Source organism: Leclercia sp. LSNIH3, from assembly GCF_002935105.1.
Lineage (GTDB): Bacteria > Pseudomonadota > Gammaproteobacteria > Enterobacterales > Enterobacteriaceae > Enterobacter > Enterobacter adecarboxylatus.
The window spans coordinates 688,896-709,713 of record NZ_CP026387.1 but is presented as its reverse complement, the minus strand read 5'-3'; the positions used below and the strand labels follow the sequence as shown (position 1 = coordinate 709,713).

General features: G+C 56.0%; 20 protein-coding genes. 8 read left to right on the top strand and 12 right to left on the bottom strand.

Features of this window, described 5'->3' with window-relative positions; translation table 11 throughout:
* Positions 1–35: 35 nt before the first annotated feature.
* The 7 genes from C3F35_RS03540 to C3F35_RS03510 form a co-directional block, all read right to left on the bottom strand.
* Positions 36–1,142 (bottom strand): PTS fructose transporter subunit IIC, encoded by a 1,107-nt coding sequence (locus tag C3F35_RS03540; RefSeq protein ID WP_032617431.1) that lies wholly within the window; start codon positions 1,140–1,142, stop codon positions 36–38.
* Positions 1,143–1,185: 43 nt separating this feature from the next.
* Entirely contained in the window at positions 1,186–1,497 is a 312-nt protein-coding gene (locus tag C3F35_RS03535; RefSeq protein WP_077227643.1) for a PTS fructose transporter subunit IIB, read from the bottom strand.
* Between the two features lie 55 nt (positions 1,498–1,552).
* Positions 1,553–2,023, bottom strand: coding sequence for a PTS sugar transporter subunit IIA (locus C3F35_RS03530; protein ID WP_077227644.1), 471 nt, complete (start codon positions 2,021–2,023; stop codon positions 1,553–1,555).
* Between the two features lie 235 nt (positions 2,024–2,258).
* Positions 2,259–2,936 carry a D-allulose 6-phosphate 3-epimerase gene (gene alsE, locus C3F35_RS03525; RefSeq protein ID WP_032617434.1) on the bottom strand — a complete coding sequence of 226 codons (678 nt, stop codon included), beginning with the start codon at positions 2,934–2,936 and terminating at the stop codon, positions 2,259–2,261.
* Between the two features lie 22 nt (positions 2,937–2,958).
* Positions 2,959–4,221, bottom strand: coding sequence for a PTS ascorbate transporter subunit IIC (locus C3F35_RS03520; RefSeq protein ID WP_103793006.1), 1,263 nt, complete (start codon positions 4,219–4,221; stop codon positions 2,959–2,961).
* Positions 4,222–4,252: 31 nt separating this feature from the next.
* Complete coding sequence (locus C3F35_RS03515; protein WP_032617437.1) at positions 4,253–4,519, bottom strand: PTS sugar transporter subunit IIB; 267 nt, start codon at positions 4,517–4,519, stop codon at positions 4,253–4,255.
* Positions 4,520–4,527: 8 nt separating this feature from the next.
* Positions 4,528–4,968: a PTS sugar transporter subunit IIA gene (locus C3F35_RS03510; protein WP_103793005.1), complete on the bottom strand. Its 441-nt coding sequence runs from the start codon at positions 4,966–4,968 to the stop codon at positions 4,528–4,530.
* A 221-nt stretch (positions 4,969–5,189) separates the two neighbouring features.
* Here C3F35_RS03510 and C3F35_RS03505 point away from each other — a divergent pair, with 221 nt between their 5' ends.
* Positions 5,190–6,251: a LacI family DNA-binding transcriptional regulator gene (locus C3F35_RS03505; protein ID WP_071886474.1), complete on the top strand. Its 1,062-nt coding sequence runs from the start codon at positions 5,190–5,192 to the stop codon at positions 6,249–6,251.
* 106 nt (positions 6,252–6,357) lie between these two features.
* Here C3F35_RS03505 and C3F35_RS03500 read toward each other — a convergent pair whose 3' ends face one another.
* Together C3F35_RS03500 and C3F35_RS03495 are read right to left on the bottom strand one after the other, a co-directional pair.
* Positions 6,358–7,461, bottom strand: coding sequence for an NADH:flavin oxidoreductase/NADH oxidase (locus C3F35_RS03500; protein WP_059308326.1), 1,104 nt, complete (start codon positions 7,459–7,461; stop codon positions 6,358–6,360).
* Between the two features lie 159 nt (positions 7,462–7,620).
* A complete protein-coding gene (locus tag C3F35_RS03495) occupies positions 7,621–8,541 on the bottom strand; it encodes a LysR family transcriptional regulator (RefSeq protein ID WP_103793004.1) in 921 nt (306 codons plus the stop codon).
* A 108-nt stretch (positions 8,542–8,649) separates the two neighbouring features.
* On the opposite strand from C3F35_RS03495, the gene C3F35_RS03490 reads away from it, so the two are divergent.
* The 4 genes from C3F35_RS03490 (at position 8,650) to ampC (ending at position 13,054) form a co-directional block, all read left to right on the top strand.
* On the top strand, positions 8,650–9,309 hold the full coding sequence (locus tag C3F35_RS03490) for a DsbA family oxidoreductase (protein ID WP_077227649.1): 660 nt from the start codon (positions 8,650–8,652) through the stop codon (positions 9,307–9,309).
* Positions 9,306–10,451, top strand: coding sequence for an FAD binding domain-containing protein (locus C3F35_RS03485; RefSeq protein WP_103793003.1), 1,146 nt, complete (start codon positions 9,306–9,308; stop codon positions 10,449–10,451). The genes C3F35_RS03490 and C3F35_RS03485 overlap by 4 nt, the downstream gene beginning before the upstream one ends.
* A 110-nt stretch (positions 10,452–10,561) precedes the next feature.
* Complete coding sequence (locus tag C3F35_RS03480) at positions 10,562–11,752, top strand: hypothetical protein (protein ID WP_103793002.1); 1,191 nt, start codon at positions 10,562–10,564, stop codon at positions 11,750–11,752.
* A 156-nt stretch (positions 11,753–11,908) separates the two neighbouring features.
* On the top strand, positions 11,909–13,054 hold the full coding sequence (ampC, locus tag C3F35_RS03475) for a CMY2/MIR/ACT/EC family class C beta-lactamase (protein WP_059308322.1): 1,146 nt from the start codon (positions 11,909–11,911) through the stop codon (positions 13,052–13,054).
* A gap of 28 nt (positions 13,055–13,082) precedes the next feature.
* Here the strand turns inward: ampC and ttrR are convergent, their stop codons facing one another.
* A complete protein-coding gene (gene ttrR, locus C3F35_RS03470; protein WP_059308321.1) occupies positions 13,083–13,664 on the bottom strand; it encodes a tetrathionate respiration response regulator TtrR in 582 nt (193 codons plus the stop codon).
* On the bottom strand, positions 13,661–15,400 hold the full coding sequence (gene ttrS / locus C3F35_RS03465; RefSeq protein ID WP_103793001.1) for a tetrathionate respiration histidine kinase TtrS: 1,740 nt from the start codon (positions 15,398–15,400) through the stop codon (positions 13,661–13,663). Before ttrS ends, ttrR begins: the two co-directional genes overlap by 4 nt.
* A gap of 164 nt (positions 15,401–15,564) precedes the next feature.
* Here ttrS and ttrB point away from each other — a divergent pair, with 164 nt between their 5' ends.
* Genes ttrB through ttrA form a run of 3 tightly spaced genes read left to right on the top strand, consistent with a single transcriptional unit; the run spans position 15,565 to position 20,357 of the window.
* Positions 15,565–16,314 (top strand): tetrathionate reductase subunit TtrB, encoded by a 750-nt coding sequence (ttrB, locus tag C3F35_RS03460; RefSeq protein ID WP_103793000.1) that lies wholly within the window; start codon positions 15,565–15,567, stop codon positions 16,312–16,314.
* Positions 16,301–17,296, top strand: coding sequence for a tetrathionate reductase subunit TtrC (ttrC, locus tag C3F35_RS03455; RefSeq protein WP_103792999.1), 996 nt, complete (start codon positions 16,301–16,303; stop codon positions 17,294–17,296). The genes ttrB and ttrC overlap by 14 nt, the downstream gene beginning before the upstream one ends.
* Positions 17,289–20,357, top strand: coding sequence for a tetrathionate reductase subunit TtrA (gene ttrA / locus C3F35_RS03450; protein ID WP_103792998.1), 3,069 nt, complete (start codon positions 17,289–17,291; stop codon positions 20,355–20,357). Before ttrC ends, ttrA begins: the two co-directional genes overlap by 8 nt.
* Here ttrA and C3F35_RS03445 read toward each other — a convergent pair.
* Positions 20,331–20,783, bottom strand: coding sequence for a GNAT family N-acetyltransferase (locus tag C3F35_RS03445; RefSeq protein WP_059308316.1), 453 nt, complete (start codon positions 20,781–20,783; stop codon positions 20,331–20,333). The genes ttrA and C3F35_RS03445 overlap by 27 nt on opposite strands.
* Positions 20,784–20,818: the final 35 nt, after the last annotated feature.

Sequence of the window (20,818 nt, the reverse complement as noted above, 5' to 3'; positions counted from 1 at the left end):
GCGAGAAAATACCCTGACGATGCTCAGGTGTACATTTAGCTTATTTTAATGTCATCCAGATTGAGATCTTCCTCTTCATTATCGTTGTTGATAATAACATCGCGAGGAACGTCTTTTTTGATAACGGCATAAACAGTGGCTGTTACAACTATATTGACCAGCAAGGCCATAATACCCGCCACAGGATTTGACATAGTTGGGATCATCAACACGCCGCCAAAAGGTACTGTCGCATCCGCACCATATACCATGGTAACCGCACCCCCACACGCGCCACCGATGGCCGCCGCAGTAATGCCACGAACGATATCATTCATTACTATAGGTATAGAGCCTTCAACAATGTTCACGACCCCCATAGGTACCGCCGATTTCAACATCTCGATCTCTTCGTTATTGTAGATATTCTTGCGAAGAAGTTTGGCGATAAAAAATGCAAGCCCTAAACCGATAGGTGTTGCCGTGTTAACGAGCTGAAGGGCAGTAATAGGCTCATTGATACCCTGCGCCTGAAGCGTTAAAACAAATGCGAAGCAGGTTTTATTGATCGGCCCGCCAAAATCAATAATACATAACGCGCCAATAACCGCCCCTAAAAGTAAATTAGATGACGTTCCCATACTTCTCAGGAAGGAGGTGAGTGCATCGGTAAAAATCCCAATAGGCGTACCGATGATATAGACCATGATCAGGGCACTGATAATGGAGGCAAAAAATGGCACAATCAATGTCGGCATTAACCCCCTGGCCCAGGCCGGGACGTTAACATTTTTTATAATTGCCAGAGCAATATAGCCGGAGATGTAACCCCCAATCATGCCGCCGATGAAACCGGCACCAATGGTGTTAGCCGCCAGACCGACAACAAAACCCGGTGCAATACCAGGCTTGCCCGCGATCGAGCCGGAAATACCGATGGCAATCACGACGGGTAAAAGTCCGAGCGCTTTGGCCCCCAGGGTGGCTAAGGCCTGCCACAGATCAAACTGGCCCGGCACTAATGCGTCCTGAACCGTACCCCCAAGACCCATACCGATAGCAATAATAAATCCAGCAGCACAGACAATGGGAATCAAGTATGAGATAGCCGTCAGCAAATGTCCTTTAGGATTTGCTGCTTTCCATATTTCTTTTATATTCATACATTATGTCCTTTCTTTCAGACAGGATACGCACAGGTAAAAATTATGAATTGACCAATTCAGTGAGTTTCTCGATAAGCTTATTCGGCGACTTAACGGCCATTTCGGTAGGGACTTTAACGACTTTCTTTCCGGCAAAACGTTCTTCACCAGACACTTTCACATCGGCGGCTAACAGGACGATATCGGCCTGGGCAATCTCCTCGGCGGTTAATGCGTTCTCGATACCAATAGTGCCTTGCGTTTCAATTTTGACATTGTGTCCGGCTTTTTTTGCTGCAATTTCAATTTTCTTTTGCGCGATATAAGTATGTGCAATGCCAACAGTACAAGCTGTAATTCCGACAATATTCATAACGGTTCTCCAGGAGTGACTTTATTGCCATGCTATGGCAGAGGTGATAATGACGTTAAGCGTTAGCGCTTTCGTTTTCAGCGTTCAACAGATCGATGATTTTCTGGGGATCATTTTCTTGCAGTAATTTTTCTATTATCTCCTCATCGGCCAGAGAGCCTGAGACCTGGGATAAGAGTCGGATGTGCGTTGCATTTTGATCCACCAGACAGACCGCAAATAAGATAATGCAGCGGACATCGCTACCATCCATCGTTTCCCAGGGAATTTCATATTGAGTTCGCCCCATCGCCAGGGCAGTACGGGCAACGCCTGAAGATTTACCATGCGGGATGGCAATATGATTTTCGAAACCAGTGGACCCTTGCTCCTCGCGTAGCCAGACATCCTTCAGAAAATCTTCTTTATTAATGACAGCCCCATCCTGCACCAATAAATCAGTTAATTCTTCAATGGCTTCTTCTTTACTTTTAGCCATCATGTTTAATTTGATGCTCTTTACATTAAGTACATTCGAAATATCCATAATTATCCTTCATTAATATAAATTTATGCCTGGGCAGCCGGGTTAACGGCGTTAGCTAAAAGTAGGGGCAAAACAATACCTGCCGTAGGGCAAGGTGATATAAGGAAACGCCAGAAATAACAGGGTTACAGCACCCTCAACCGTATCAATCAAGGGCGAGGACAAAGAGCCAGACCGGTTACATAGACTCTTTGCCCTGCGCTATGGCTCAATACGGCTGAGTGCGCTGCAATTTTCAGGCAGCGACTTCGCGCTGGTAAATATCGACCATTTTATCCCAGGCCTCGCTGACATTATCCGCCAGAGAGAACAGGCCCGAGGTTCCCACAATAAAGACGTCCACGCCGGACCGGGAGATGACATTGAAGGTTTTCTCGTTGCAGGAGCCGTCAATCTCGGTCAGGTAGTGGTAACCATTCTCCTCGCGCATCGCAATCAGTTGCTTGATTTTATTGAGTGATTCGGGAATAAATTTCTGCCCCGCATAGCCTGGGTCCACCGACATCACGGTCACCTTATCCAGCAGGTGGGCGTACTCTTTAATTGCATCCGCCGGGGTAGCCGGGTTTAACACCACGCCACAACGACGACCCGCATCTTTAATCTGGTTCAGCAGACGGAAGATTTTGTTATTCGCCGTCTCCGGGTGGAAGCTGATAATATCGGCCCCGGCATCAATGCACATGGGAATAATATCTTCCGGGTGATTCACCATCAGATGCACATCAATAGGGACATCGGTAATTTTTTTCAGGTTTTCGATAAAGAACGGTGACAGCGTAATGTTCTTCACATAGCTGCCGTCCATAATATCGACGTGGTAAAAATCAGCCCGGCTGTTCATGGCCGTAATTTGTTCTCTGAACTGCGTTAAATCCATACACATTAACGAGGGCGAAAATTTAGCCGCCATACTTCACCTCCAGCAGAATTAATTAGTTAAACAGTGAAACGACATGCCCGAGAATGATGCCCACAACGCCGAAGTCCGCATCGCCAAAGGTCGTGGATGCAAAGCCAAGGTCGCCCATGAGAGGCAGCAAAATCGCAGGCAAAAATGAGATCAGCAGACCGTGAGCGAAAGCACCCACCACCGCGCCGCGACGACCGCCGCAGATGTTGCCGTAAACGCCCGCCGTCGCGCCGCAGAAGAAGTGCGGCACCAGGCCGGGAACGATGACGCTTAAACCAAACAGTGGGCACAGGAACATACTCATCAGACCGGCGGCGAAGCTTGACAGAAATCCGACGATCACCGCGTTCGGGGCAAACGGAAAGACGGTAGGGCAGTCGAGGGCCGGTTTAGCGTCTTTTACCAGCTTGTCGGCGATGCCTTTAAAGGCCGGAACAATTTCGGCAATAATCATGCGAACACCCGCAAGGATGATCCACACGCCTGCCGCGAAGGTCAGCGACTGGATAATGGCGAAGATAATAAAGTTCTGACCGCCACTGATGCTGGACTCAACAAAGGTTTTGCCTGCAACCAGCACCAGAATCACGAACAGGATCATCATCGTCAGTGAGATGGCGACCGAGGAGTCACGCAGGAAGTTCAGGGATTTCGGGACCTTCAGCTCTTCAATCGACGGGCTGCCTTTACCGATCGCTTTCCCCACCAGCGCCGACAGCAGATAGCCGGTTGAACCAAAGTGCCCCAGCGCCAGGTCATCAGTGCCTGTTATTTTGCGTGTGAACGGCTGCAGAATGGCCGGCGAGACCACCATCATGATGCCGAGGATCACCGCCCCCACCAGTACCACCCAGAACGGCGACAGACCGCCAACGGAGAGGATCACCGCCAGCATCGCCGACATATAGAGCGTGTGGTGCCCCGTCAGGAAGATGTATTTCAGCGGTGTGATACGGGCAAGGACAATGTTAAACAGCATCCCCAGCACCATAATCATTGCCGTGGCGGTGCCGTAGTTTTTCTGCGCCAGCGCCGCCATCGCGTCGGTATTGGGTACGACCCCCTGAATATGGAATGAATGCTCAAACAGCTGGCTAAAGGTTGTTAACGTCGTCGCGACGATCGCCGCCCCGGATGTTAATATCACAAAACCCATAATGGTTTTGAGGGTTCCGGAAATAACCTCAGAAAACGCTTTTTTCTGTAATAATAAGCCAATCAGGGAAAACAGGCCGACCAGTATGGCGGGTGTACCCAACACATCATGAATAATAAACTGCAGCATAGAATGACTCCGTAAGGCCGCAAATAATTAATCAGAGATTTTCCGAGAGAATTTCTTTGATTTTATTGTTATCCAGCAGGTTAGATAAACCAAATACCTGGGCAGAATGGCCGGACAGATGTTCCGCAATATCCCGGGCGCTAAGAATAATATCGGCAGTTTCGCTTTTTGCCGATGTCAGATCGGTATGGGAAACTTCTGCTTCTTTATTCAGCTCTTTAATGATTTTTTTCACGTTCATTTCAACGATAAAACTGCTGCCTAACCCGTTACCACACACAATCAGAACCTTTTTCATCTTTACCTCTATCCCTTTATAACGCGTTGAATTTCTTCAATTGATGATGCTTTCAGCAGCGCTGAGAGTCGTTCATCATCGCTAAAAATGTCCGCCAGAGCGGTAATCATATTGATGTGCTCATCTCCCGAAAGTGCGCACAACATAATCACAACGTAAACAGGGTCATTCTCTTCTGCGTCAAAAGAAACGCCTTGTTTAATATGTAAAAGCGATAACCCGTTTTTAATTGCGCCTTGTTCCGGGCGAGCATGAGGCATCGCCAGGCCAGGGGCTAAAACATAATAAGGCCCCAATTCCTGATGGCTGTTAAAAATGGCGTCAATATAAGCTTCGGTCATCGTCTCTTTCGCCAGTAAGGGCTGAGCAGATAACCTAATGGCCTGTTTCCAGTCGCTGACTGAATCCACAATCTGGATATTTTCTGCAGGTAACCAGGTCGTAATCATAAATACCCCGATGCGTTGAAAGTGAGTTTACTATAGTGGAATGCCTTTGTGGCTTACCGTGATCTTGCTCTCAAAGTTAGCGCTAACATGGCTGGAATGTTAAAATTCTTGTTACCGCTAACTTTATTAACGATACTGCTCATTACTTTGCAGTTGGGCAATGCGCAAAACGGTAAACATCATTTACAATGGCTGCCCAGCCAGGCGAAAGGAGGACATCAGTGCACACGTTAGATGCGGACGATAGCGCGAGAGAAAAACGCAGGAAAAACACCGGTAAAATTACGCTCGCTGAAGTTGCAAAACTGGTCGGCGTGAGCACGATGACCGTGTCACGCGCGTTACGTATGCCTGAGAAAGTGAATCCTGAACTGCGCACCCGTATTGAAGCAGCGGTGAGCGAGCTGGGCTATGTACCCAACCTGCAGGCCCGCAGCCTGGCCTCTGCTGACTCCCGCCTGGTGATGGGCGTGGTGCCTGCTTTTTCCGCCCCGGGTTTTCTGGCCGTCTCCGAAACTCTGCAGACCGTACTCGCGACGCAGGGCTATAGCATGATGTTTATCGAGTCCGGGCAGGGGGGGCAGAGTGAAGAAAACGCGTTTGCGCAAATGCTCGCCTACAACCCGGCGGCGATCATTCAATTCAATATTGATAACATCAGCAGCTGTTCGCAGATGATAAGTAACACCGGCGTGCCGGTGGTTGAGATCGGTGCCATCAATCGCGATGCAGGCTGGGTCAGCATTGGCGTTGACTACGCTGCGGCCATCAAAAAGTTGGTCAGATCGCTCGCAGAGGCCGGATATAAAAATATCGGCCTGCTTTGCACCGCCTCCAATAACATTATGTTCCGCCAGGTTCTGAGCGGTTGGAACAGCGCGATGCTCTCGGTTAACCACTCCCCACATCGCGTGGTGACTTCTCACCTGCCAGCCGGGATTACGACCGGTTTAAACCTGCTGGGGGATATCCGTATTACCTGGCCTGAGCTGGATGCGCTGATCTGCACTTCGGATGAAATTGCCTGCGGCTGCATTATGGCCTGCCATGGTGCGGGGCAGAAAGTGCCTGACACCCTGGCACTGGCAAGCTTGAGTGGGAGTACCCTCGCCGCAGTGTGTTCACCGGCTCTGACTGCGGTGGAATTTCCGTGGAGTGAAACGGGGACAGTCGCAGGAAAAACCTTGCTGGATCTCCTGGACGGCAAATCGACAGATAAAGCCATTGAGTTGCCCTCAACGCTGCAAGTTCGCGCCAGCACCCGCAAGCCTTCCTCCCGGTAAAATCGCTTTTATGAGTTATCCTGCCGAATACGGCAGGATAACGATCAACCCCTGGTCATCCCCCGGCGCAATGCTTCTGAGCCGCGGGTTGACCTCAGCAACACGATCAGGACTTAAACAGGTTCTTCAGCGTATGCGGCTGACAGCGCAGATACTGATCGGGCGCATGTACCTGAGCACCCAGTTCCGCCGCTGCATGCCATGGCCAGCGCGGATTGTAGAGCGCGCCACGGGCGATACCAATGATATCCGCATCCCCACTGGCGACGATGGATTCCGCATGTTCAGGGTTAGTGATTAACCCTACCGCCACCACCGGAATCTTCACGGCAGCTTTCACCGCTCTTGCCAGCGGCACTTGATAACCAGGGTAGACATCAATCTGCTGGTCGGGATGCAGGCCGCCGCTGGAAACGTGAATCGCATCCACGCCACGGGCTTCCAGCATCTTCGAGAACTCGACCGCTTCCTCAAGGTTAAACCCGCCATCGACCCAGTCTGTTGCGGAGATACGCACGCTGATGGCTTTATCGGCCGGGAAGGCTTCCCGCACTGCATCAACAATCTCCAGCGGGAATCTGGCTCTGTTTTCCAGCGACCCGCCGTAATTATCCGTACGCTGGTTAGAGAGCGGGGATAAAAATTGATGTAACAGATAACCATGCGCGGCGTGGATCTGGATCAGGTCGATATTCAGTCGGGCGGCACGTTTGGCGGCCTCTGCGAACTGGTTACGGATTTCTGCCAGGCCGTTGCTGTCGAGGGCGGTCGGGAGGGTGTAACCCTTGCTGTAAGGCACCGCAGACGGGGCTAAAGTTTGCCAGCCACCTTCCTGATCGGGTGGGATTTGCCCCTGCTTATCCCAGGGCTTGTACGTTGAGGCTTTGCGCCCCGCATGGGCCAGCTGGATGCCAACCGGAATATCTGACCACTTACGAATAGTGGCGAGCACCCGGCCCATCGCCTCTTCTGTCTTATCATCATAGAGACCGACATCAGCGTAGGTAATGCGGCCTTCGGGGGAAACGGCGGCTGCCTCAATAGTGAGCAGGCCCGCACCGGACTGTGCCAGTTGTCCCAGATGGAGGGTATGCCAGTCAGTCATGCAGCCTTCTTCGGCGGAGTACTGGCACATGGGGGCGATCACAATACGGTTTTCGAGTTCAAGATTGCGGATACGTAACGGTGTAAACAGCTTGGGTTGAGACATACATGTCACTCCAGATTGCAGCGTTAAAAAAGGGGCCGGGTCCTGGTCAGGATGCGACGATTTTTATCCTTGAATATTCATCAACATAACGCACAGGCAGTGATAACTGAACCTCCCGTTTGCGCAAAAGTGCGTTGCGCCTGGCGCAACGCTACAGCATTAGTGCTCTACACTTTCCTGCTCGGGTGAAAGATGCGCCATCAGAAAATCGACAAACACCTTCACTTTTTTGGTGTTCCTGCGGGTGGGATGGTAGATGGCATAAATCGCGGAATCATCCTCTCCGTCATTCACTTCCGCGCGCCATTGCGGCAGTAACCTGATCAGCTTCCCTTCGGCAATATCCTTGCCAATCAGCCAGTCCGGCAGCAGCGCGATGCCATAGCCGCTTAACACCGCCTCGCGCAATATTTCCGAGTTATTGCATTTCAGGGTGCCTTTCACATCGATGGCGACCTGGCTTTCCCCGTTGAAATACCACTTCGTTTTGCCGGATGAATAGGAAAAGATCAGGCAGTTGTGGTTTTTAAGATCGCCTGGCGCATCAGGATAACCCTGCACTTTCAGGTAGTCCGGGCTGGCGCAGACGCACCGGCGCTGGGAAAGTAACTTACGTGCGATCAGATTGGGCGTGTCGACCTTACCCAGTCGGACAGTCAAGTCTAGCCGCTTTTCCACCAGATCGACGACCTCGTCGGTAAAGGTCAGATCCAGGGAAATTAACGGATAGCGGCGAGAAAAGGGGGCCAGCAGCGGGGCGATATGCAGCCTGGAAAACGAGACCGGTAAGCTTATCCGTAACACTCCCCGCGGCTCTCCCGTCTGGTCCCGCACCTCCTGATTGGCATACTCCAGGTCGTTGAGGATCCTGACCGCGTGCTCGAAATACACATGCCCGGCCGCCGTCAGCGCCACGCTGCGTGTCGAGCGGGTCAGCAGCTGCGTGCCCAGCACCTTTTCCAGTCCGTCAATCTGTCGGGTTACCGAGGACGTCGCCAGCGCTAATTTTCTGCCCGCAGGTGCAAACCCGCCTTCTTCGACCACGGTAATAAAGGCCTCAAGCGATGCCAGCATATCCATTTTTACTCTCCCCGCATCGTTGCGCATCGCGCAACTCTGTTAGCTGTTTTAACCATATTATCACCTTTAAGTAACAGTGTTAGCCTTCCGTTCAGTGAGAGGTGAAACATGAAAATATCCATCAAGGTTACGTCAGATTTTATTTGTCCCTGGTGCCGGATCGCAGATGCGCGTCTGGAAAAGGTGCTGCAATCCTTGCCCGAAGACGTCGAGGTCGAGGTTGACTGGCTCCCCCTTGAACTCAACCCGGGTATGCCGCTGGCAGGCATGGACCGTACCGCCTATCGACGCGCGAAATTCGGTAGCTGGGCGTATTCACATCAGCTGGATGAGCACACTGTTGAGAAAGGCAAAACTGACGATGTCACGTTCAACTATCCGGCGATTCAGCGGGTGCCCAACACCTTTGCTGCGCATCGGTTGACGCTCTTTGCCGGGGCCGGACCGGCCCGATCCCTGCTGGTTAAACGTCTGTTCCAGGCCTACTTCGAGGAGGGGAGGGATATTGGCGACCTTGATGTTCTGGCGGAAGTGGCGGGCGAGTGCGGGATGGACAAAGAGGCCGCGCACAATTATCTGCTGAGTACCGCGGGAGAAGCGGAGGTGATCCAGCTGGAAGACCTGGCGCGGCAGGGCGATATCAATAGCGTGCCAACCCTTGATATTGCCGGTATCCGGCTGACAGGCGCCGTTCCGGTGGATCAGCTCCGCTATTACATCATGGATGCGTATCGCAACCCGATTAAAACGGAAGGGGGTCAGATATGATCGGTGAAACACGCCCCAGAAAACGGGCCATTATTATTGGCGGCTCCTTAGGGGGATTATTTGCCGGGAATATGCTGCAGCAGGCGGGCTGGGAGGTGGATATCTTCGAGCGCTCGGCCCGGGATCTGGACAGCAGGGGCGGCGGCATTGTGCTCCAGCCCGAAGTGGTGGAGCTCATTCGCCGCAGCGGCATCGAACGCAACTGGGACGATCTGGGCGTGCGCTCATCGCACCGAGTCGTGTATCGCCCGGACGGCTCGGTGGAACACCGGCAGTATGCGCCTCAGGTGCAAACCTCGTGGTCATTGATCTATTCCCTGATGCGCTCGACGATCAGCGATATTCATTATCACAAAAACCATGTGCTTACGGATGTGGCGTTTCCTGATAACCGCCATGTCACGGCCCTGTTTGAAGGTGGGGCAAAGGTGACCGGGGATCTGCTTATCGGCGCTGACGGCAACGGTTCATTTGTGCGTAAACTGCTCTGGAGCGACACGCCAGAGTATGCCGGGTATATCGCCTGGCGCGGGCTGGTGCCTGAAAACGACATGCCTGCGCTCGCCAGAGAGCAGCTTCACGGCGACTTTGCTTTCGCCAGCAACGAAGGGTCGCACATTCTGGGCTATCTGGTGCCGGGCGCGGATAACGATTTACGGCCTGGGCACCGTTTTTACAACTGGGTCTGGTATCGGGTGGTCGATGACGTGCAGCGCGAAGCGATCATGACGGGGACCGACGGTGTTGCGCGCAGCTATTCCGTGCCGGAAGGGCTGTTGTCTGCACGCTGGAAAGCGCACCTGAAGGAAGAGGCTCAGCGTTTGCTCCCGCCCGGATTCCGCGACATCGTGCAGGCAACAAAGGAACCTTTTGCCCAGGCGATACGCGACCTCGCCGTCGATAAGATGGTGAAGGGCAGGGTGATCTTACTGGGTGACGCGGCCGCGATCCCCCGCCCTCATACTGCGGCGAGCACCTCAAAAGCAGCCGCCAATGCGCTGGCATTAGGGGATGCGCTGAAGGCCTGGCCTGACGATACCGACAAAGCCCTTGCCGAATGGGAAGGGGAACAACTCTTTCGCGGCAAATATTTACGCCAAATGGGGATGAGCATGGGAAATCGACTGCTTTTTGGCAGATAACGCCGCAATACCTACCAGATTTATCAGGTAAGCGAGGCCAGCTCCCGTATTGCTTTCGTCTGAAGGTAAACAGATAATGACCGGCTAATTAAATACCTCCCGGAATAACGATGAAAAAAGCGCTAATGCTTGCCGCGAGTATAACTCTTTCTGGCTGTGCGGATAAAATGCCGGAATATGATCCCGATCCGGTAATTTCACAATTTACTGCCTTGTTTAATCAGCAAGGCAGTATGGCTACTGAGCAGCGTTTTACCCTTCAACCGAACAATATTACCGCCCCCTGTGTTGTGACCTATACGGCGACCCAGGCACCGCAAATTGACGACCTTCGCTGGTACGGTGAGTGTCAGAATGGTGAGGCATCTGGATTGGGATTGGTAATTTTATCGTCATCCGGCACCAAAAGTAACAGTGTGGAGTTTTTAACGCCTGGGGGGATAAACGATATCGCTTATTATCAACATAATATCGCCCAGGATTTTTATGATATAGGTGTAGGTAATAATCAAGGATATTCCGGTAAAACGTTGCGACTTTATCGCGACGGTGTATATCTGTCACCCGTGGAAGGTTATTTCAGCTTTGACAGAAAACAGCAGATTAATTATTCACTGATGCGCAATCCGATTACGGGCATGACGTCCTATATGAAGATGGACCGAAATGGCACAGGCCTGGCATTGAATGTTTATAATGATTACACCAATAATATTGCGCAGAACATTCGCATCGGCCAACAGAATCATATTCTGTTGGAAGCGGTGAAATTACAAAATGGTGCTGTGGTCACCAGCCAGAATGGTCAGTATCTTAATGCGCAAAGTATTATGCCGTTCGTCAGCGCGCAGCTTTCAGAGCTGGACAGCAAACTGGTTTCCGCACCGTCTGCTTATGCCGAAGCCACCCGGAAAATAACGGAATTAAAAAACAGACTCTGTCCCGCGAAAGAGAATGCAGAGGTCGCGGCCTTTTGTGACGATCAACCTTTTTCTGCGTATCAGAGCGAGTTTGAACGGACTGCCCAGGCCTATCACAGTGCGCAACAGCAGCGTCTGGCTAACATCGAGAGCCAGCGTGTAGAGGCCATGCGCCAGCAGCAGATCGCGCAGCAAAATTACCAGGCGTTGAACGCCTCTCTTGCCCAACTTAATCAGACCACCCAGCAGCTGCAGCGTAATGTGATGCAGAATATGCCGACCTATGCTCCGCCATCTCCGACGATCACGAATTATAACCAGACCTCGATCTATACCTGTCAGGACGTATCGAACTGGACCTACTGCCGTCAGCAGCGGTAGAGGTTGGCCGCCCGGCTGGCGGTGAAAACGTCCAGCATCAGGAGCACAATGCTGATGATGCTGGCATTGCTCAACATACGGGGCCTGCATGGCCCCGTTTTACATCCTCCCCCCAGACCGGCAAAATAGTCCTCCCACATTTCGATAAAGATCATTCTGATGAAAAAATCTCTGCTCTGTGCGCTCCTTGTCTGCCTGTCCGGCTCCGCGTTGGCCACCACGTCGCAGGAGGCGCAGGTCGCGCAGGTGGTTAACCCCACTATCACGGCGCTGATGAAGGCGCAGGCGATCCCCGGTATGGCGGTGGCGGTGATTTATCAGGGTAAACCTTACTACTTCACCTGGGGGCAGGCGGACGTCGCCGCGAACAGGCCCGTCACCCGCCAGACGCTGTTTGAGCTGGGTTCGGTGAGCAAAACCTTTACCGGGGTGCTGGGCGGCGATGCAGTGGCGCGCGGTGAGATTGCCCTCAGCGATCCGGCAAGTAAATACTGGACTGCATTATCGGGCAAGCAGTGGGAGGGCATCACGCTTCTGCATCTGGCAACATACACCGCGGGCGGTCTGCCGCTGCAAGTGCCGGACAGCGTCACCGACGCCGCGTCGCTGGAAAAATATTATCAGTCCTGGCAACCGGAGTGGGCCCCGGGCACGAAGCGTCAGTACGCTAACGCCAGTATTGGGCTGTTCGGTGCCCTGGCGGTGAAACCTTCCAGGATGGACTTCGAGCAGGCGCTCACCCGTCGGGTGCTGAAACCCCTTAACCTCAACCACACCTGGGTCACAGTCCCGGCCAGTGAACAGGCGAACTATGCCTGGGGCTACCGGGACGGCAAGGCCGTCCACGTCTCGCCAGGAATGCTGGATGCAGAAGCCTATGGGGTGAAAGCCTCCATCGTCGATATGGCGGGCTGGCTTCAGGCCAACATCCAGCCGGATAAGATCCAAAACGCGTCGCTGAAAAAAGGGGTGGCGCTCGCCCAGTCACGCTACTGGCAGGTGGGGGAAATGTATCAGGGGCTGGGCTGGGAGATGCTGAACTGGCCGGTGACCTCCCGGGCGCTGGAGCAGGGGGCGGATAACCAATACGCCCTGGCCGCGCGCGGGGCCAGGGACATCAATCCGGCGCAGCCGCCAGTGAAGGCCTCATGGGTGCATAAAACCGGCGCGACCGGTGGGTTTGGTAGCTACATCGCCTTTATCCCCGAAAAGAACATCGGCATCGTGATGCTGGCAAATAAAAACTACCCCAACCCGGAACGAGTGAAGGCGGCATATCAGATTCTGGATGCGTTGCAGTAAACTCAGGGGCCTGCTTCGGCAGGCCTTGTTATGCCTCTGAACGGTTAATCTGCAACACCAGCTCCGCCATGCTCTTCGCGTCCATTTTCTCCATCACCCGCGCCCGGTGAACTTCTACCGTGCGGAGGGCGATATGCATCTTCAACGCAATATCTTTATTCATCAGGCCGGCGACGACGCAGTGCGCAACCTCTTTCTCTTTTGGCGTCAGCGTGGCGTAGCGCAGCCGGAGATCGTTGGTCTGCATCAGGCGCGCCGAGTGGGCATAGCCTTTCTCGATGGCTGCCTTCAGTGCCCCGGCAGCGACGGGTTTCTGTAAAAAATCGACCGCGCCTGACTGGATCTCCTGGACGGCCATCGGTACGTCGCCGTGCCCGGTAAGGAAGATCACCGCCAGGGTGCTGTTAGCCTCGCGCATGGCCTGAAATAGCGCATGCCCATCCATCTCCGGCATCCGCATATCCAGCAAAGCGACACCTGTTGTGCCTAGCGGGGCTTCGTGCAGAAACTGCTCACTCCGGTTCCAGCAGCGGACGCTATGGCCCAGGCTCTCAAGTAAATAGCTGCAGGCGCTGGTGACCGCCTCGTCGTCGTCAACTAAGTGAATCATTGCGTTTTTCCGTTGTTATCGTCAGCCGGGAAGGTGAGGGTCACGCGCACCCCCTCGCTGCCGTCCGGCGCCCGGTGGTTGTTCACACTGATTTCGCCATGGACGCCACGCAGCAACCGTTGGCAAATGACCAACCCCAGCCCCATCCCTGTTTTTTTACCGGAATGGAAAGGGCGGAACAGGTCAGAGATTTGCTCAACGGGGATGCCGCCAGCGTCGTCCTGCAAGGCAATCAGGTACTGTTGCTCATCACGATGGAGATCTATCCACAGGTTGCAGGCCCCGGCCTGAACCGCGTTCAGAATGATATTCGCCAGCATCTGCTCCAGTAATACCGGGGGCAGAAAAAGCAGAATGCTCTGGTGACTGTTAAGACAAACGCTCAGGCCGGGTGCGGCCTTATCCAGCTGCAGGAGGGTCAGCACCTGCTTCAGGGTCCCGGCTACATCGCAGGGGATGTAACTTTCTGTCGCATGTTCATTCTGCCGCGCCGGGGTGGCCCACTCCCGCAGGTGGCGGATAATCAACCCGCAGCGTTCGGCCTGTGATTCGATATTGATCAGCGCCTTCTCGACTGCGGCATGGTTTTCAGCCGCTGACAGATGGTTCAACCCACCCTGGGCGTACATGCGAATGGCCGCCAGCGGCTGGTTAAGCTCATGGGCAAAGCCGGAGGCCATCTCCCCCAGCACGTTCATCTGCCGGGCCTGCTCCAGGGCCTGCTGCTGGGCGCGCAGCTGGTTGTGTGCTTGTTCCAGCGCTTTACCGCGGCGATTCACCAGCACCATCACCCAGCCATAGTTGGCAATGAATAGCGCCGCCAGCAATAAACCCAGCCCGATAGCCAGCCGGTGCTGACGCATCCAGTCGATCACCGTCTGTCCGATCCGCTGCTGTTCTGGATGACGGTTAAGCTCACGCAGCAGGGCTTCGGTGTCGCTGGTGGAGGTGGGGGCACCCCAGCGGGGTGAACTCAGCAGAGCCCGGGTCACCGCATCCGCTACCCGATCGTCCACACCGGGCAGCGCGGCAAACGACCAGTCGGGGTAGAGCGGGGTGCTGGTCAGGCAGTGAAAGGCGGTGTTTTGTTGCAGCAGCACGTGAAACTGACTTTTGTCGATCAGCCCCTCGCTGTCCATGCTCTCCAGTAAACAGGCCGGCACGATGGCGGCCTGGATGGCGTCCTCACGCAGCAGATAGAGCAGGGCATCGGCCGGAAAGCCGACAAAGCGCACCTTGCTTTCATCCACCTGCAGCCCGGCATCCCGCAGCGCCCGGTAGCCGAGCAGATAGCCACCGAAGGCCTGTGTATCCACCGCCCCCAGCGTTTTCCCGGCCAGATCCTGCGGATGGGTAATGCCGCTGCCATCTCTGACCAGAATGGTGCTGCCGGTGGCCATACTCTCCAGGGCATCGCCCTGCCCGGAGCGCAACGACGACAGCCAGCGCAGATGATAGTGGCTGTTGAGTTGCACAAACTGCCCCGGGTTCGTCAGCACAAACTGGATGGTGCCCTGGTTCACCGCCTCGCGCATACCGTCGAGATCCAGCGGTAGCAGGCGAAAGTTAGCATCAGGCACGGCGTGATTAAGCGAGTCGACCAGCGACTGCCAGTGGGTGCGGGTGGCGGTTTCACCGCGTAAGGCCAGGATGCCGATGGTCCAGTCGGCTGCCAGCAGTGGGGAGGTAAGGCTGGTAAGGATCAGGAACAAAAGGATTTTTACGCTGTGCTCCATGCAATACCTGCCCCTTTCTTTTGCGTTAGATCAAGACCGCTGTGTAAATGTGGTTAACCACAATAGTGAGCCAACCGGCCAGATTTTTAGACTGTAAATAACCACATTTGGTCAGGTAATACCATCCCTGATCGTTTTCTTACGCGCACTGAGTGGAGGGCAACATGGACATCAGTAAGCGCCAGTTTTTACAGCAAATAGGCGTTGTCACGGCCGGCGCGGCGCTGGTGCCGCTGGCGGAGGCGGGGATCGCGTTCGGCCCGGAGCGACGTGAAGGTTCAGACCAGCATCGCTACGCCATGCTGATCGATCTGCGTCGTTGTATCGGCTGTCAATCCTGTACGGTGAGTTGCACCATTGAGAACCAGACGCCGCAAGGGGCGTTTCGCACCAACGTCAACCAGTATCAGGTCCGACTTGCCGACCGCGACGACGTGACCAACGTGCTGCTACCGCGCCTGTGCAACCATTGCGATAACCCGCCCTGCGTGCCGGTCTGCCCGGTGCAAGCCACCTTCCAGCGTAAGGACGGCATCGTGGTGATCGATAACACCCGCTGCGTAGGCTGCGCCTACTGCGTGCAGGCCTGTCCGTATGATGCCCGGTTTATCAATCATGCTACCCAGACGGCGGATAAATGCACCTTTTGCGCGCACCGTCTCGAAGCCGGGCTGCTGCCGGCCTGCGTGGAATCCTGCGTGGGGGGAGCTCGAATCATTGGCGACCTGAAAGATCCCCGCAGCACTCTGAGCCGGATACTGGCGGCACACCGGGACGACATCAAGGTGCTGAAACCGGAAAATAACACCCGGCCGCACGTCTTCTATCTTGGGCTGGATGAGGCCTTTGTCTCGCCGCTGCAGGGCCGCGCCCAGCCTGCACTCTGGCAGGAGGTGGAATATGGTCATTCATGAGATGCTGGCTCAACCCCAGGCGATTACCTGGCTGCCCTGGGCCGTACAGTACTTTTTCTTTATCGGGATTGCCGCCTGTGCCGCCCTGGTGGCCTGCGCCGCCCGCTGGCTGCGGCACCGGCGCAGCCAGCAATGTGAACGGGTGTGCCTGTTTATTGCTCTCACCTGCGGGATCACCGCTCCGCTGGCGTTGACCGCCGATCTGCACCAGACTGCCCGCTTCTGGCACTTTTACGCCTGGCCGACCCCCTGGTCGTGGATGCCCTGGGGGGCGCTCTTTTTACCGCTGTTCACGCTGCTGCTGGGGCTGTGGTTTCTACTTTTTCATCTGCGCAAGGGCGATACCCGACTCCTGCGCGCGCTGGCGCTGGCGACGGCGCTGACGGCTATCGGCCTGCTGCTCTATACCGGGCGGGAAGTCTCCGTGGTGCGTGGCAGACCGATGTGGTTCAGCTACTGGTTCCCGGTGGCGATGTTCTTAAGCGCCATGAGCGCGCTGCTGGCGATGCTTGGCCTGGCGATGCGCGATCTTACCCGGCGGATGGCGCAGGGGCAGGTTGTGACCCTCGTCCTGCTTGGGGCGGTGCTGCTGGCGTGGTATCTCGGCGATACCCTGTCAGGGGAAGCGCTGCGCCAGCAGTGGCGGCTCGGCGGTGAGATTCGCCTTTACCTGCTTACCCTGATGCTGTTGTGGACGGCGACGTTGGCAGTCTCGTTGTATGCCAGCCGGTATAAACCCCCGTTCTTTATCGCGCTCGCAAGCACGCTGCTGGTGGCAATCCTCTGCTGGACGCTGCGCTGGACGGTGCTGATGGGCGGGCAAATTATCCCGAAATTCAACGCTCTGATGAATGACTACTCCCTGCCGATGGGCACCGACGGCCTGCTGGCGATTATCGGCACCTTCGGTCTGTGGCTGGCTCTGGCGGTCGTCCTCGGGGAGTGTGTTACCTGGCTTTCAAGGAGATACCCGCATGCCTAAGTTATCCCGCCGTCAATGGCTGAAAATCGGCGTGGCCGCCGGTGGTTTTGCCGCGTTTGGTCTGAGCTATCGCGATGTCGCCCAGCGGGCTGTTGAAGGGCTGGTCAACGGCACCTCTGGTAAAGTGACTCGCGACCGGATCCACGCTAACTCGCTCCCCCCGGAAGGCTGCGCCCGCAATGGCTGGCAGAATACGCCCGGCCAGGTGGTTTCCATGACTCAGTGTTTTGGCTGCTGGACGCTGTGCGGCATCCGGGTGCGGGTGGACAAGCAGGCTAACCGGGTGCTGCGCATCGCCGGTAACCCCTGGCATCCACTCTCCCATGAGAAACCCTTCCCCAGCACGATGCCGTTTGCCGAGGCAATGACCCGGCTTGCCGGCGAAAGCGGGCTTGAATCCCGCTCTACCGCCTGCGCGCGCGGGGCCACCCTGCTGGAGAGCTTGACCAGCCCGCTACGGCTCCTCACCCCGATGAAGCGCGCGGGGAAACGCGGTGAGGGGAAATGGCAGCGCATCAGCTTCGAGCAGCTGATTGAAGAGGTTGTGGAAGGCGGGGATCTGTTTGGGGAGGGGCATGTGGATGGGCTGCGCGCCATTCGCGATCTCACCACACCGGTGGATGCCCGTCATCCTGCCTATGGACCGAAGGCCAATCAGCTGCTGGTGACCAACACCAGCGATGAGGGCAGGGATGGCTTCCTGCGCCGTTTTGCCCTCAACAGCTTCGGATCGAAGAACTTCGGTGCCCATGGGGCCTACTGCGGGCTGGCCTACCGCGCCGGTTCCGGGGCGCTGATGGGCGATCTGGATAAAAACCCGCACGTCAAACCGGACTGGGACAACGTCGAGTTCGCACTGTTTATGGGCACCTCACCGGCCCAGTCGGGCAACCCCTTCAAGCGCCAGGCCCGCCAGCTTGCCAGCGCCCGACTGCGGAAATTTAACTACGTTGTGGTCTCGCCGGCCCTGCCGCTGACCACGGTGCTGGCCGACGATCATGGCCACTGGCTGGCGGTGAAACCTGGCACGGATTCGGCGCTGGCGATGGCGATGATCCGCTGGATTATCGGGAACGAGCGCTATGCCGCTGAGTACCTGTCACTCACCAGCCGTGAGGCGATGGCGCGCGCCGGGGAGAAGAGCTGGAGCAACGCCACCTGGCTGGCGATCGTCGATGAACACCATCCCCTCGCGGGCCAGCACCTGCACCTGTCCCACCTCAATGGGGGCGACGGGGAGGGAGATGAGGCGCTGGTGGTGAACGAGGTGGGGGAGTTGGTGCCCGTCAGCCAGTGCGATCGCGGTGCGCTACTGGTAACCCGGCAGGTGACCCTGCACGATGGCACCAGAGTAACGGTGAAAAGCAGCTTCCAGTGCCTGAAGGAGTCGGCGCAGCGCTTCACCCTGGAAGCCTACAGCCAGCAGTGCGGGGTGGCTGTCGATCAGATTGTCGCGCTGGCCACGGCCTTCACAAGCTACGGGCGCAAGGCGGCGGTAGTGACTCATGGTGGCATGATGTCCGGGAACGGATTCTATAACGCCTGGGCGGTAATGATGCTTAACGTGTTGCTGGGAAACATGAGCCTCAGCGGCGGGGTCTTCGTCGGCGGCGGCAAATTCAACGGCGAGGTGAAGGGTGCCTGCTATAACCTGGAGCAGTTCCCCGGCAAGGTGGCGCCAAAAGGACTCAATATCGCCCGGAGCAAAGCCGACTATGCCAGCTCGGAGGAGTATCGGGGGAAAATCGCCGCGGGCCAGTCGCCGTGGCCTGCCACAGCGCCATGGTATCCTTTTGTCGCCGGGCAATTAACCGAGCTGTTACCCTCCGCGCTGGCTGGCTATCCCTATCCGCTGAAGGCGTGGATCTCCAACATGACCAACCCGCTGTACGGCGTGCCGGGGCTGCGGGCAATAATTGAGGCGCAACTGGCGGATCCGCAGCGCCTGCCGCTGTTTATCGCCATTGATGCGTTCATGAATGAGACCACTGCCCTGGCGGACTATATCGTCCCGGATACCCATAATTTCGAAAGCTGGGGATTCAGTGCACCCTGGGGCGGGGTAGCGAGTAAAACATCCACTGCGCGCTGGCCGGTGGTAACCGCCGCGATGGCAAAAACCGCCGGGGGTGAGCCGGTTTCCATGGAGGCGTTCTGCATTGCGGTAGCAAAACGGATGCAACTCCCGGGGTTTGGCGACAATGCCATCCCGGATGCACAAGGGGAAATGCATCCTCTCCATCGTGCTGAAGATTACTATCTGCGCATCGCCGCCAATATCGCGTTTGCCGGGCAGAAGCCGTTGCCCCCCGCCAGCGAACAGGATATAGCTTTGTCGGGCGTGGATCGCATCTTCCCGGCAATCAAACAGACACTCACGCCTCAGGAGGTACTGCCGGTGGCATTTCTCTACAGCCGGGGAGGGCGTTTTGCACCGGAGGCCTCCGGTCGCAAAGGGGAGATGATAGGGACCGAGTGGACTAAACCGCTGCATCTCTGGAACCCGCAGGTGGCGGCTTACAAACATGCCATTACCGGCGAGCGCTTCAGCGGCTGTCCAACCTGGTATCCGGCCCGCCTGTCTGATGGCCGGGCGCTGGAGGCGGTCTATCCGCCAGCGGAGTGGCCGATGCAGCTGATGTCGTTTAAATCGAACGTGATGAGTAGCTCAAGCACCGTTGTGGAACGGTTGCACCACGTCAAGCCGACGGGACTGGTGGCAATCCACCCGCAGGATGGTGCACGGTTTGGCCTTCAGCACGGCGACCTTGCGCGGATACAGACGCCGGGCGGCAGCGTGGAGGCACAGGTGAGTTTGCTCTCCGGAGTGATGCCGGGGGTGATTGCCATGGAGCATGGCTACGGCCACAGGGAGATGGGGGCACGGCAGCACTGGCTGGATGGCGAACCGCTGGCTCAGCGAAGCCAGATTGCCTCCGGGGTAAATCTCAACGATCTCGGCTTTGCTGACCCCACCCGCAAGGTGCCGGGCCCGTGGCTGGAATGGGTAACGGGATCCTCGGTGCGTCAGGGGTTACCGGCGAGGATTGAGAAAGTGTGATGTAAAAGGCAGCACCAGCTTTCGCCATGGCCCGGTGATGTTACAGACGCCCATCTCATCGGTTTCCTTCCAGCCCAGCCGGTGATAGAACGCCAGGGCCTGGACATTGCGGGTCGCCACCTTCAGCGTGGCTGGCTGCGTCGCGCCTGCCAGCCCCTGAGTGAGCAGGGCGCGCCCTAGCCCCTGGCCATGACAGGCTTCGTCGACATACAGATGGTGGACGAAATTCTCTTCGGCCCAGATGGCGATAAAACCGCACAGATGTCCCGCCTGCTCTGCGACCCAGATCTGTTCATTCTGGGTCTGAAGGGCAAAATCATCCCGCTGAAACCGCGACGGCTCCACCCAGTAAAAAGTGCGGCGTCGCGCCTCGAGGAACAACTGCGCCAGGGCGGGGGCATCTCCATCACCCAGGGTTCTGATCATAGTCACCTCCAGCCAATGTAATGCCCGGACCCTCC